This window comes from Synechocystis sp. IPPAS B-1465 (assembly GCF_003015225.1).
Taxonomy (GTDB): domain Bacteria; phylum Cyanobacteriota; class Cyanobacteriia; order Cyanobacteriales; family Microcystaceae; genus Synechocystis.
Genome location: NZ_CP028094.1, coordinates 230,584 through 244,147, shown reverse-complemented (window position 1 = coordinate 244,147; position 13,564 = coordinate 230,584). Strand labels below are relative to the sequence as shown.

Sequence of the window (13,564 nt, the reverse complement as noted above, 5' to 3'; positions counted from 1 at the left end):
CCGCTAATTTTCAACCTTATATCCACAAGCTTGGGCACAGAGATCCGCCACTTCTAAAGCATATAAACTAGCTTCTAAATCCACATAAAGGGGCTTACCAGTGGTTAGATAATCCAACACTGCTTCCGTGTCTTGTCTGAACAGTCCTCGACGACTACCAACGGTAATTTCAGTTTCCGTTTGTCCCTGAATTAACCTACCTGTTTCCCCGACAAAAATTAAGGTGCCTCGATCGCCATGGAGGGTAAAAATCCGTTCATTCTGGTGAAAAACTTCCCCTTTGCCATAGATAACCTCCGCTTTAAGACCATTATTAAACTGGAGATAGGCGGTGGCTAAACAAGCCCGAAAATATTCCGGATTAGGCTGATCCCAAAAACGACATTGGGCATCCACCTGCTGTACTGTACCGAATAAATCCGTAAACCGACTGATGCGGGACAAGGCCGCCACTAAAGGAAAGCCAAATTGCTGATGGTGATAGGTCCAACGTTGGGGAGCGGGATTTTGTCCCATGATGGTGCTATAGCGGGCGTAAAAAACCTCACCAATTTTGCCTAGGTTCTGGCGAATGGCTTGGTGTACTCCCCCCAATAGTTCAATATGTTCCACATGCAGTAATTTACCTTTTTCCCGGGCTAACTGTTGTAGTTTTTTGCCCATGGCATAGGTTAACGCTAAAGGATATTCCAACACCACATGTTTACCGGCTTGCAATGCCGCCTCGGCGATCGCCCCATGGAGTTGGTTAATGGTGGCAATGAGCACTAAATCTATCTCTGGATCATTAATTAATGCCTGCCAAGATTGCTGGGGTCTAACTCCAAAAGTATCGGCAAATTTAGCTGTATTGGCTTCACTATTGCCCCAAAAACTAACCAATTGACTACGGCGATCGCCCCGGAAAACTTCCGCCCGACGTTGGGCCGCATAACCAGTACCGACAATTCCGACCCGCACCGGCGTAGCAACTGCAAAATTTTCAGACATAGTACCTTGGGAAAAATCAAAAAAGACTGGCTCAACCAAATAATTGCTGCGAACTTGTCATAGTTATTCTGTTAAGCCGTGTTGCAGGGCAAAACGAACTAATTCAGTGCGGCTATTAGTCCCAGTTTTGGTAAATAAACGACTGACATACTTTTCCACGTTGCGGACACTGGTCTTCAACTGGGCCGCAATTTCTTTGTTCATTAAGCCCTGGGAAACCAAATCTAAAACGCTCTGTTCCCTGGGGGTAAAATCCAGCTTGATCGGCGACGGAGTGGTGTGGATACCGCTGGGTTGGCCAATTTGCTCCTTTAAAGCCCGGATTTCCTGGTAAATTTCCTGTAACTTAGCCGATTCACTGCCCGCATCGCTACTGGCCTGTTGACGAGCTAATAAATTACGGACGATCGCCTCCAATTCATCGGGGTCAAAGGGCTTGGATAAAAAAGCGTCACAGCCAGTTTGATAACCTTGAATGCGATCGCCAGTCATCCCCCGGGCCGTGAGAAACACCACCGGCAACGACTGGAAGCGGGCATCCTCCCGGAGCTTTTGCAAAAACTGATAACCGTCCACCTGGGGCATCATAATGTCGGAAATGACCAAAGCCGGCAAATGGTGCTGAAGATAATCCCAAGCTTCCGTGGCATTGGCCGCTAAATCCACCTTAAAATCACCACTATCTTCTAGGAACGCCTGCACGGATTCCCGTTCACCGGGTTCATCATCAACTAACAATAGGGAAATGGGTTCTGCCATGGCGGTAATGCAGTCGTGCAAAGGTAAATAGGGCGGTTTAGTAGGAGGCGATCGTAGCAGGTTGCCAGACTGGCTGATTCCTCCCCCCATCAGCCTATCACGGGGGATAAACTCAAGAAAAACTAGCCTGGGGCGCAGCAAACTCAAGCCCACCCGGGGTTGAGTCAATCCATCCCAAGAAACCGTTCGGCAACTCCCACTCCGGCCCCCAAGTTTGCTTGGGCTAGTCTATTGCCCACAAGTCAGTGGCGTGGAAAAGCTTTGAAAACGGATTCTTAGGTAAAATCGTCCCTGTTAGAATGGCAAAAGTGAAAATTTCTGTAAATCCTTGCTAATGCGTATTTGGAGACGATGAAATATCCCACTTGGTTACGCCGCATCGGCGGTTACTTATTGGCTTTTGCAGTGGGCACGGCTTTTGGTATCGCCAATTTACCCCATGCAGTGGCGGCGGCGGACGATTTGCCCCCGGCTCCTGTGATTACCGCCCAGGCATCGGTACCCTTGACCTCAGAAAGCTTTGTGGCGGCGGCCGTATCCCGTTCTGGGCCAGCGGTGGTGCGCATCGATACGGAGACAGTGGTAACCCGTCGCACTGACCCCATTTTGGACGACCCATTCTTCCAGGAATTTTTTGGTAGATCCTTCCCCGTACCTCCCCGGGAAAGACGCATTGCCGGCCAGGGTAGTGGCTTCATTATCGACAACAGTGGCATTATTCTCACCAACGCCCATGTGGTAGATGGTGCCAGTAAAGTGGTGGTGACTCTCCGGGATGGCCGTACTTTCGACGGCCAGGTGCGGGGCACCGATGAAGTGACAGATTTGGCTGTGGTGAAAATTGAGCCCCAGGGTTCTGCCCTACCAGTGGCTCCCCTTGGCACTTCCAGTAATCTGCAGGTGGGAGATTGGGCGATCGCCGTGGGTAATCCGGTGGGGTTAGATAATACAGTTACCCTAGGAATTATTAGCACATTGGGAAGATCCGCCGCCCAGGCCGGTATCCCCGATAAGCGGGTGGAATTTATTCAAACCGATGCCGCCATTAACCCCGGCAATTCCGGTGGCCCGTTGCTCAATGCCCGGGGAGAAGTGATTGGCATTAACACCGCCATCCGAGCCGATGCCACTGGCATTGGTTTTGCCATTCCGATAGATCAGGCCAAGGCAATTCAAAATACCCTCGCTGCGGGGGGAACAGTGCCCCATCCCTACATTGGGGTGCAAATGATGAATATCACGGTGGACCAAGCCCAGCAGAATAATCGCAATCCCAATTCTCCCTTTATCATTCCTGAAGTGGATGGCATTTTGGTGATGCGGGTCTTGCCCGGAACCCCCGCTGAAAGGGCCGGTATCCGTCGGGGAGATGTCATTGTGGCGGTGGACGGTACTCCCATTAGCGATGGTGCCCGCCTACAGCGCATAGTAGAACAAGCCGGTTTGAACAAAGCTCTCAAACTCGACCTACTCCGGGGCGATCGCCGTTTAAGCCTAACCGTACAAACGGCCCAACTTCGTAATCCCACCAGTTAAGTTTCCCGTACCTCACCCATCCAAACTTTAACCATGAAAAGACGTTACCTTTTAGAAGTGGGCACCGCCTCCTTGGGAGCTTTCTGGCTGGCTCAATATGTAAATTCAACCAACCAATCCCAACCCCAACTTAAATCCGAACTAGAACCTCAAATCATGCCTAAAACAAACGAAGTTTTTGAAGTCACCAAAACCGATGCAGAATGGCAACAGCAACTAAGTCCAGAGGCCTATAAAGTACTCCGCAAACATGGCACGGAAAGAGCTGGTACTAGCCCCCTGGACAAAAACTATGATTTAGGTACTTACGAATGTGCTGGTTGCGAGCTTCCCTTATTTTCTTCCGAAACCAAGTTTAATTCCGGCACCGGCTGGCCTAGTTTCTATGCTCCCTTGGAAAATGCTGTGGCTTACACTGTCGATAAATCCTTTTTCATGACTCGCACTGAAGTTCATTGCGCCCGTTGTGGCGGCCATTTAGGTCACGTTTTTGATGATGGTCCCCAGCCCACCGGTAAACGCTATTGCATGAACGGTGTTTCCCTCAAGTTTGTCGGCGCTTAGGTTTTTTCTTGGTTTTGTCAACTTCAATTTTTCAGCGTTAATCAACGCTCATTACACCGTGAGTTCTTACCGTCCCCAACCTCGGTCAACCCGACGAAGGATGACTAAAAAGTCACCGAAAGCTAACGGCGGCTTTTTCCCCGCCCTGATGCTGGTGGGTTTGATCGGGGCAGGGATTTGGTATTTCAGCCCCAGTGGTGGTTCCAAAAATTTGCCACCCGTTAACCTAGGGGCGATCGCCGACAATTTGCCCCAGGGCATTAACCCCAAAACCCTTGTGGTAACTCAACGGGTGGATAATCCCATTGCCGGTAACACTAAAAGCTTTTCTGTGGATGGAGGGGAAAGATTAGATAATTTGGCTCGTACTATCAACTACCAGGGTACCTCGGTTAAGGAATTAGCGGATTTAATCCGCCCCTTGGCCAGTAATGACTGGGAAGAAGCCCGTTTAGCCTATAGCTGGATTACCCAAAATATTGCCTATGACGTGCCCATGGCGGAAACCCGCAACATAGATGATCTCCGGCCGGAAACAGTGCTTGCTCGGGGGGAAACCATCTGCTCTGGCTACTCCAATTTGTATCAGGCTTTAGCGAAGGAATTGGGGCTAGATGTGGTCATTATTGAAGGTTTTGCCAAAGGGGGAGACGTGATTGTGGGGGATGATCCGGACGTTAACCACGCTTGGAACGGGGTAAAAATAGACGGTCAATGGTATTTACTCGATACCACCTGGGGAGCAGGCATTGTCAGTGATGGCAAGTTCGAGGCTAAATTTAACCCTACCTATTTTGCTACAGCGCCGGAACAGCTAATTGTCAGCCATTTTCCTAGGGAAAGCCAATGGCAGTTATTGCCCCAACCCTACGATCGCCAAACGTTTGATCAGTTACCCGCGTTGACCCCCAGATTTTTCCGGGATCAAATAGCGTTGGTTAGTCATCCCAAAAATGACATCGTCGCTGGTGGGGATTTAGAAGTGATTCTCCGCACGGGTAACGATGTGCAGGTGGTGGCCCAGTTAATGGATAACAACGGTCAACCCTTAGATAAGCAATATACCCTCAGCCAAAGTCAGCAGAGCCAGGTGACAGTCAATGCCGCCTTTCCCCAACCGGGAGAATATCAGTTATTAATTCTCAGTAAAAATTCCCAGGAAGATACCTATTACCAGGCGATCGCCTACGATGTGAAGGCCCAGGGAGCAGGACAAGCATTTCCCAGCACCTATGGTACCTTCAGCGAAAAGCAGGTGCGGTTAATTTCCCCATTGGGAAGAAATTTGCCCCAAAATCAAGCCAGCTATTTCCAACTTCAAGTGCCGGGGGCGGAAAAAGTGGTCTTAGTTGATGAGCAACGGCAAGAGTTAATTCCCCTAGACCGCACAGGGGACGTTTTCACCGGCTCAGAAATTATCCGCTTTGACAATGTGACCGTAGCGGCCCAGTTCCCCGGCAGTAATCAGTTTTGGAGTTTACTGGAATACGAGTAGGGCGATTGACCTTAGCTATGGGGAGAAAAGTTTTGCCCGATCGCCATGGTTATTGAACCTAATCCAGGGATGCAAGGGGGTCAGGAATGGCATCGGAGGGAGCTTCAAATTCTCCAGTTAAGACATATTCCAACCGGAGTTTTACCCAAACAATAAAAGACTTATTGGTGGAAACAATGGCTACATTTTTTTCGGGAGCTTTAGCTTTAGCTTCGGCTAATTCTGGGGCATTAAGAAAGGCCGGTTGGATCACCTGCCAAAAGTCAATTTCCTTATTTTTTTCACCATAATCCCGTCGCCGTTCTTTCAGCACCTCTTCAAAGGGTTCCTCTTCCAAGAGAAATTTTTGACTTGCCAAAGCATAATAATAGGTAGCCATATAGTTTGTTTTACGTTTTATAAAAAATAAATACTGATTGACTATGTCGATGGGTGGGGTCGTCAATGCCCAACTTTCCACCCTACCATGGGCTCGGCGCTAAAATGGCAGCCCCAACATGGCTAATTTCATTTCCCGCACGGCCCTTTCCATGCCCACCAGAATGGCCCGGCTCATGATGCTGTGGCCGATGTTTAACTCTTCCATGCCCGGTAATTCCGCCACTGGGCGCACATTCCAATAGGTCAACCCATGGCCAGCGTTGATCCTTAGCCCCAGTTCTAGAGCAATGTCACAGGCGATCGCCAGGGACCCCAATTCCCTAGCTTGGTCGTCAGCGGTGGGGGCATTGGCATATTTGCCCGTATGTAATTCAATGAATTTTGCTCCGGTTTGGGCAGAGGCTTTCAGTTGGGCCACATCCGGGTCGATGAAAAGACTAACGGGAATATGTCGGGATTGTAACTGCTCAACTACTCCCAGCAAATAGTTCAAGTTCCCAGCCACATCCAAACCCCCTTCCGTGGTCACTTCTTCCCGCCGTTCCGGTACCAGGGTGACGTAATCCGGTTTAAGGTTGAGGGCAATTTCCACCATTTCCTTGGTGGCGGCCATCTCCAGGTTTAAGTGGGTGCGCACCGTTTTTCGCAATATTTCCACGTCCCGCTCTTGAATGTGGCGACGGTCTTCCCGTAAATGGGCTGTAATACCATCCGCCCCGGCCAGTTCGGCCAACACAGCGGCGGCGATCGGGTCTGGCTCCACCGTTTGGCGGGCTTGGCGAATGGTGGCTACGTGATCGATGTTGACCCCCAATGTTAGCAAGGCAAACCTCTCAATAATTTTGGATTTTGTTGATCTAAGCGGACTTACTATTTTAAGGGAATTGATGACCAATCCATAGTTGGGGTTCTAGTCCATGGCATCGGTGGAAATGTTTGATTTAATAGGGGTGTCGGCATAGTATCCCCCTTGCAGAGATTGGTATGGAAATTGGTGTTCCCAAGGAAATTAAAGACCAGGAATTTCGGGTGGGGCTGACCCCCAGTAGTGTACGGGCATTGCTGAGCCAGGGCCATCAAGTATTTGTGGAAGAAGGGGCCGGAGTCGGGTCTGGCTTCCCCGATGGAGCCTACGCAAAGGCGGGAGCTGAGTTAGTTGCCACTGCCAAAGAGGCTTGGAACAGGGAATTGGTGGTGAAAGTGAAAGAGCCTCTCCCTGAAGAGTATGAATATTTAACTTTGCCTAAGTTGTTGTTCACTTATCTCCATTTGGCAGCGGAACGTACCCTCACCGAAGCTCTAATTAAATCTGGCATTACGGCGATCGCCTATGAAACGGTGGAATTGGCTGATGGTCAATTGCCATTGTTGGCCCCCATGAGCCGCATTGCCGGACGATTGGCGGTGCAGATGGGTGCCCATTATTTGGAAAAACAACAGGGAGGCCGGGGAGTTCTGTTGGGAGGCGTACCCGGAGTCAAGGCCGGACAAGTAACTATCCTCGGCGGTGGCGTAGTCGGTACAGAGGCGGCCAAAATGGCGATCGGACTGGGGGCCATGGTGACCATCCTAGACATCAATGTAGACCGTTTAAACCAATTGGGAGAACTGTTCGGTTCCCGGGTGGATCTGCGCTACAGCAATGCCAGCCAAATCGAAGACCTGTTGCCCCATACAGATTTGCTCATCGGCGCAGTATTGATCACAGGCAAGCGGGCCCCAGTGTTGGTTTCCCGCCAGGAAGTGGAGCAAATGTTGCCAGGGGCGGTGATTATGGATGTGGCGATCGACCAAGGGGGCTGTGTGGAGACTTTGCGGGTAACTTCTCATAGTCAACCCAGTTACATCGAAGCAGAAGTAGTTCATGTGGGCATTCCCAATATGCCAGGAGCCACTCCCTGGACAGCAACCCAAGCGTTGAATAATAGTACATTGCGCTATGTGTTGAAATTGGCCAATCTGGGGGAACAGGCTTGGGAAAATGATTTGCCGTTGGCGAAAGGAGTCAATGTTCAAGCCGGAAAATTGGTGCAAGGGGCGGTAAAAACGGTATTTCCTGATTTGTAATGGTCAACCTCAATCAACAAGATTTGCCCCTGGTCAATGCGTTAAAAGCCCTAGCTCAACAACCGGATACGCCTTTTTATGCGCCGGGCCATAAAAGGGGTCAGGGTATTTCCCCTAGTTTTAAACAATGGTTGGGGCCAAACCTCTTCCAAGCTGATCTGCCGGAATTGCCGGAATTAGATAATCTCTTTGCTCCCACCGGGGCGATCGCCAAAGCTCAGGAGTTAGCCGCGGATTTATGGGGGGCAGAACACACTTGGTTTTCTGTTAACGGTTCCACCGCCGGTATTGTGGCCGCAATTTTGGCCACCTGTGGGGATGGGGATAAAATTCTCTTGCCTCGGAATGTTCACCAAGCGGCGATCGCCGGCATTATCCATGCTGGGGCAGTGCCAATATTTTTGGAACCGGAGGTTAACCCCGATTGGGATTTGGCTTTGGGGGTGACGGAGGAAACTTTAAGTAAAGCATTGCAAGAACATGACGATGCAAAAGCAGTATTTTTGCTCAATCCTACCTACCACGGTGTTGTGGGGGACTTACAAAAATTAATTAAATTAAGTCATAGAGTTAACCTACCTGTCATTGTTGATGAAGCCCACGGTGCCCATTTTGCTTTCCATCCATCCTTACCCAGACCGGCTTTAGAATTAGGGGCGGATATTGTCATCCAATCCACCCATAAAATGCTGGGAGCTTTGAGTCAATGTGCCATGATCCATGGCCAAGGAAACTTAATTAATCCCCCAAGAATTAGTCAATGTTTGCAATTAATTCAATCCACTAGTCCCAATTATGTTTTATTGGCTTCCCTCGATGATGCGCGGCACCAAATGGCCAATGGCGGCAGAGAAAAGATGGCGGAATTATTGAATTTTACCCTCCATTATCGACAACAATTAAGTCAAATTCCTGGGTTAACTTTATTAGAAATTACCAAACCTTTGCCCGGAGCTTTAATCCTCGATCCCACCCGCATTACCGTCGATGTCACTGCCTGGGGAATGTCAGGATTTGAGGTAGATGATTTGTTACGGGAAAAGTTTCAAATTACAGCGGAATTGCCCACCCTAAGGCAGTTAAGTTTTATCGTTAGTATTGGCAATCAAGCCCAGGATTTAGGACATTTATTGGAAGCTTTAACCCAGTTAGCACCTACGAATCCTCAACAACCTTTTCACCTAACTTTACCCGTCTTACCCGGTACTATTCTGGCTATGACTCCCCGCCGAGCGGCCCATGCTGCCCAAAAATCGGTAACCGTTAATGAAGCGATTGGGAAAATTAGTGCTGGTCTGCTTTGCCCCTATCCCCCCGGTATTCCCGTCCTTGTTCCCGGAGAAATTATCACCCCGGAGGCGATCGCCTTTTTGACAGAAGTTTTAAATTTAGGGGGTACCATCAGCGGTTTAGCTAGTGAGGAATTAACCCATTTGGCTGTGGTGAATTAAACCAAAATTAATAAGTTGAAAATAATTTGTGATTAAAATTTTCATACGTAGGCGATCACCGAACTTTCAGGCACTTTCATCTTGGGAATGTAGTTGAAATCTCAGATGGGGAAATACCTCCAACACAAGGCGATCGGGCTCGGGTATAAACAATTCCCATAAAGATAAACCATCATCATTATTTTGGTCGGGAATCAAAAGATCATAATGACCTAAATTAAAACAGTAGCAATAACCTGGGGAATAGTTGATAATTCTAATGCCTTTAACGACCTGATTATTAAGTTTTTCTATCTTACTCCTAATTATTGATTCATCTTCTGATGATTTGACAAAGAAACAGGGCCTTTTGCCGGCAGTTATAATAGACCAGTCTGAGGCTCTAGTCCCAAACTGCCATTCACCTTTGGATTCGCCTTGAAGCCTAGGAGAAGAGTAGGGAATTTTTTGACCAATTTCTAGACATAATTCTTGCCCATAACCTAGATGAGCTTGCCAGCAAATTTTACCATTTATCTGCAAATTAATTAGCTTATTTAAATAACGTTGATCAAGTTTTTGAGGGGATGTATTTGTCGAAGAAATAAAAGAAATATTCATGATTTTAGAAACTCTTTGGCTTGTTGTTCTAATTCTGGGTAAGTAAAATCTCCCCGTCCATTTTTTGTTCCTCCCTTTCCTTCCTGTTTCTTTTTTTCCAAAAATCGGCCAAATTCCTTGCGTTGGACTTTTGACATCTTAAATTGCTTGGCGACATCATTAACTTGTTTAATTTCATCTTTCATCGATGATTGAGTTGTGTGGAGGCAACCTTGAACCTTCGAGCTAAAGGGGATGTTACTTAATGCACATTTTGTCAGTTTATTCTATTGCATGTCGGCGATCGCCTGGCGGGCCATGGAGGCAATACCTTGGTCAGTGGCTTTGGGGAGTTGATAATATTTGCCCCCGGCTTTTTGGGCCAATTCTTTACCGAAGCCAGTGGAAACAAATTTTTTCTCGGTGTTGATCACCAACAATTGCATCCCTAAACCGCGAATCTTGGCGGCAATTTCTAACAATTCCGCTTTGATATCAGGCTTTTCTCCTTCGGGAATTTCATCGCCCAGGGAACGGGCCAAGGGAATATTACCCCGACCATCGGTAATGGCCACAATTACTACCTGCCCAATATCCCCGGATCGTTTAGCATTCATACCCACATTGACCGCTTGCATCAAGCCGTGGGAAAGGGGAGAACCACCGCCACAGGGCAAAGTTTCCAGCCGTTTTTTGGCCATGGCAATGGAACGGGTGGGGGGCAATAGTACCTCGGCATTTTCTCCCTGGAAGGGAATAAGGGAAACCTGATCTCGATTTTCGTAGGCTTCTGTGAGCAATTGCATCACCGCCCCTTTGGCGGCCTGCATACGATTCAACGCCATGGAACCCGACGCATCCACCAAAAACACAATTAATGCCCCGGCTTTCCGCACTAACTTTTTACCCCGAATATCTCCCTGCTCCACAATTACCTGGCGATCGGGATGGCGTAAACGACGGGATTTTTGGTAGGGGGAAGCGGCCCGCAACGTGGCATCCACAGCAATGCGGCGGACTTTTCCTTTGGGCAAAATCGGTTTGAGGTAACGGCCCCGGTCATCGGAAAAAATTACGGAACGACTGCCGGATTTACCTTGTTTCTGGGCCATCTGGGCAAAATACAGCACCGAGGGATCAAGGCTTACTCCTTCAGGATCAAAAATGAATTCTTCCGGAATGCTGGGGGGATCCTGTTCCGCTTCCGGTTCATTATCTTTGTCGTCTTCCTTGTCATCCTGTTGATCCTCTTGCTCGTCTTTCCCTTCATCCTGATTTTGGGGAGGGGGCGGCGGGGGGGGAGCCTGTTCCGGAGGCGGGGGATTGTCCATCAACACGCTACGGGGCACAATCACCAATTCCACTGCTTGCCGCAGATCATCAGCCTGCACATCACTACGGCCATCCAAAGCGGCGATCGCCTTCGCTACCCGCATGGCAAACAATTCTCCCCGATGGCCCTGGAGGCCGCCCCGGATTGCTTCTTCCACCAGATAACTCACCTGTTCCGGGGTTAAACTCACTTCCTTGAGCCATTCCCGAGCCAGAATGATGGTGGTTTTTAGGTCGTCCAATTCGGCGTCGTACTGGTCAATAAAACTAATGGGAGAATCGGCATAGGCTAGCACCTGATCCACCGCCGCTACCCGTTGATCCAGCCCCAAAATACCGTCCGCACTCAAGGCGATCGCAATGCGGTCCAATAAATGGCGACGCAACGGCCCTTCTTCGGGGTTATAGGTGGCAATTAATAAAGGCTGGCAGGGATGCTGAAAACTCATGCCTTCCCGCTCAATCTGGTTTTTGCCTTCCGTTAACACCGTTAGCAACTGATTGGCAATCTGGTCATCCAGTAAATTCAACTCGTCAATGTACAGCACCCCCCGATGGGCCTGGGCCAGTAATCCCGGCTGAAACACCGCTTCCCCTTGCTTAACGGATTTTTCCACATCCACCGATCCCAACAGGCGATCCTCCGTGACCCCCAGGGGAATTTGAATAAAGGGAGCGGGAATTACCTGGGTTTCCAATTGATCCAGGGGAACATCGGCAAATTTTTCTAGGGTGTCATCATCCCAACTGCCGGGATTTTTTGGATCGCATTGGTAACGGTTGCCCTTAATGATTTCAATGGGAGGGAGCAAAGTGTGAATTGCCCTAGCCATGACCGATTTGGCTGTGCCCCGCCGTCCGGCAATAACAATGCCCCCCAAGCCAGGATCGATCGCCCCTAGGAGTAAAGCCAGCTTGATTGCCTCTTGGCCGACGATCGCCGTGATGGGGAAATTGAGGGGAATAAAGGGGGTCAGGGTGGTCATGGAGAGTTAACAGTACCGACGGGGAACAGATTTGAGCAACAAGTTAACATCATCCCCGGTGGGCCTGGACTTGTGCAACTTTTTTCGGATTGTTATGGAATATTGAGGTGGACCTTCCGTTGATTTGTAAGCTCCCTTTCCCCTTGATTTTGCCCAGAGCCTACCACCATGTTACCTGACAAAAAACTCGGTTCCCCCAACCATCGATTCCACCACTGGTTAGTCCGCCAGGCGATCGCCGCTTTGGATAACGCCCAAGTTAGTGCCCAGGCGATCGAATCCATTGAGAAAACCTATTTTGACGGGGGCAAAATCGCCCCTGACAGTCAAAGAGGCGTTAATACCTACAACTATTTCAAATCTACTTTAGAGCGGGAATTATTAAAAATTAAGTTTAATCTAGCTCGCTTTAACGCAACTAATTTATTGAACAATAGTGAGGATTTTCAAATAACAGAAGCTGAAATTATTGTCAAACTGGATGCCATTGAAAAGATTATTGCCAAATATCGTTTTTCTGAAGATTTAGTAGAAGTTGACTCCCAATCTTCTGCTGAAATTAACAATATCTCACCAAAACGTAGTAACTTCTTTAATATTCAACGGGATTTATCCGCACAGGATGAACAGAAAATTTTACAAAATCTCCGTAATCTCAGACTTCAAAGACGCATTGCCACTCGTTTTTTAATAGTTCTTATTTTCATTCCTTTGACAGTTCAAATACTGACTAAAAACTTAGTTTTTGCCCCCTTGGTACAACACTTCCGAGTAGATATAGTTGCCTGGGAAAAAATTCACTATCAAGAGGAGACCATTGAACACTATTTTGAAGAATTTGCTCGCTATAAAGAAACTTTAGAAATCAAACAGCTTCTATCAGAAAATCAACCTCTCAACCAGGAAAAAATTCATCAAGAACTAAAGAAGAAAGCTGAAGAATTAATCCGCCAGGCTGCCACTAACAGTCAACAGGGCATAGTGAATCTCCTCGCTGATATTGCTGGATTAGTAGCTTTTGTGGTTTTGATCATAGTATTTCGTGGTAAATCCATTATCACTCAGCAATATTTAAGTCAGTCTTTTTTAGCTTTAAATGATATTACCAAGGTATTCATTTTTATTTTATTAACAGATATGTTTGTTGGCTTTCATTCGGCCCATGGTTGGGAAGTGGTATTGGAAAACTTGACAAGCCATTTTGGACTACCGGAAAATCGCCACGCCGTTTATATTTTTATTGCCACAGTGCCTGTATTTTTGGATTCACTGTTTAAGCTATTAATTTTTAATTACTTTACCCGTCAGTCCCCCACCTCTGTCGCTATTTTGGAGAAAATGCAACAATAGTTGTCTCACTTCGTATTTACAGGATAGATAAATTGGTGAATTTCAAATGTGAATAAATTATATTTACCAAGTAA

General features: G+C 48.0%; 13 protein-coding genes. 6 read left to right on the top strand and 7 right to left on the bottom strand.

The annotated features are described in order from the left end of the window. Positions 1-3 precede the first annotated feature (3 nt). Entirely contained in the window at positions 4-990 is a 987-nt protein-coding gene (locus tag C7I86_RS01140) for a Gfo/Idh/MocA family protein (protein ID WP_010871427.1), read from the bottom strand. A gap of 63 nt (positions 991-1,053) precedes the next feature. Then, positions 1,054-1,749 (bottom strand): two-component system response regulator Rre1, encoded by a 696-nt coding sequence (gene rre1, locus C7I86_RS01135; protein ID WP_106907935.1) that lies wholly within the window; start codon positions 1,747-1,749, stop codon positions 1,054-1,056. A 351-nt stretch (positions 1,750-2,100) separates the two neighbouring features. Between rre1 and C7I86_RS01130 the strand changes: the two genes are divergently transcribed. The 3 genes from C7I86_RS01130 to C7I86_RS01120 all read left to right on the top strand — a co-directional run bounded on the left by C7I86_RS01130 (position 2,101) and on the right by C7I86_RS01120 (position 5,344). After that, positions 2,101-3,285, top strand: coding sequence for an HhoA/HhoB/HtrA family serine endopeptidase (locus C7I86_RS01130; protein WP_010871425.1), 1,185 nt, complete (start codon positions 2,101-2,103; stop codon positions 3,283-3,285). A 33-nt stretch (positions 3,286-3,318) separates the two neighbouring features. Further along, positions 3,319-3,849, top strand: a complete 531-nt coding sequence (gene msrB / locus C7I86_RS01125) for a peptide-methionine (R)-S-oxide reductase MsrB (RefSeq protein ID WP_010871424.1) — start codon at positions 3,319-3,321, stop codon at positions 3,847-3,849. Between the two features lie 100 nt (positions 3,850-3,949). Then, positions 3,950-5,344: a transglutaminase domain-containing protein gene (locus tag C7I86_RS01120; RefSeq protein WP_020861389.1), complete on the top strand. Its 1,395-nt coding sequence runs from the start codon at positions 3,950-3,952 to the stop codon at positions 5,342-5,344. A 58-nt stretch (positions 5,345-5,402) separates the two neighbouring features. Here the strand turns inward: C7I86_RS01120 and C7I86_RS01115 are convergent, their stop codons facing one another. Beyond that, on the bottom strand, positions 5,403-5,804 hold the full coding sequence (locus tag C7I86_RS01115) for an MgPME-cyclase complex family protein (protein WP_010871422.1): 402 nt from the start codon (positions 5,802-5,804) through the stop codon (positions 5,403-5,405). A gap of 18 nt (positions 5,805-5,822) precedes the next feature. Further along, a complete protein-coding gene (locus C7I86_RS01110) occupies positions 5,823-6,548 on the bottom strand; it encodes a pyridoxine 5'-phosphate synthase (RefSeq protein ID WP_010871421.1) in 726 nt (241 codons plus the stop codon). A gap of 161 nt (positions 6,549-6,709) precedes the next feature. Here C7I86_RS01110 and ald point away from each other — a divergent pair, with 161 nt between their 5' ends. Next, positions 6,710-7,792, top strand: coding sequence for an alanine dehydrogenase (ald, locus tag C7I86_RS01105; RefSeq protein WP_010871420.1), 1,083 nt, complete (start codon positions 6,710-6,712; stop codon positions 7,790-7,792). Next, positions 7,792-9,243 carry an aminotransferase class I/II-fold pyridoxal phosphate-dependent enzyme gene (locus C7I86_RS01100; RefSeq protein ID WP_010871419.1) on the top strand — a complete coding sequence of 484 codons (1,452 nt, stop codon included), beginning with the start codon at positions 7,792-7,794 and terminating at the stop codon, positions 9,241-9,243. Before ald ends, C7I86_RS01100 begins: the two co-directional genes overlap by 1 nt. A 66-nt stretch (positions 9,244-9,309) precedes the next feature. Here C7I86_RS01100 and C7I86_RS01095 read toward each other — a convergent pair whose 3' ends face one another. The 3 genes from C7I86_RS01095 to bchD form a co-directional block, all read right to left on the bottom strand. Continuing rightward, entirely contained in the window at positions 9,310-9,843 is a 534-nt protein-coding gene (locus C7I86_RS01095) for a hypothetical protein (protein WP_010871418.1), read from the bottom strand. After that, complete coding sequence (locus C7I86_RS01090; RefSeq protein ID WP_020861387.1) at positions 9,840-10,028, bottom strand: hypothetical protein; 189 nt, start codon at positions 10,026-10,028, stop codon at positions 9,840-9,842. The genes C7I86_RS01095 and C7I86_RS01090 overlap by 4 nt, the downstream gene beginning before the upstream one ends. Positions 10,029-10,109: 81 nt before the next feature. Next, positions 10,110-12,140, bottom strand: a complete 2,031-nt coding sequence (gene bchD, locus C7I86_RS01085; protein ID WP_010871417.1) for a magnesium chelatase ATPase subunit D — start codon at positions 12,138-12,140, stop codon at positions 10,110-10,112. A 168-nt stretch (positions 12,141-12,308) separates the two neighbouring features. On the opposite strand from bchD, the gene C7I86_RS01080 reads away from it, so the two are divergent. Further along, positions 12,309-13,490 (top strand): proton extrusion protein PcxA, encoded by a 1,182-nt coding sequence (locus C7I86_RS01080; protein ID WP_010871416.1) that lies wholly within the window; start codon positions 12,309-12,311, stop codon positions 13,488-13,490. The last annotated feature ends 74 nt before the right edge of the window (positions 13,491-13,564 follow it).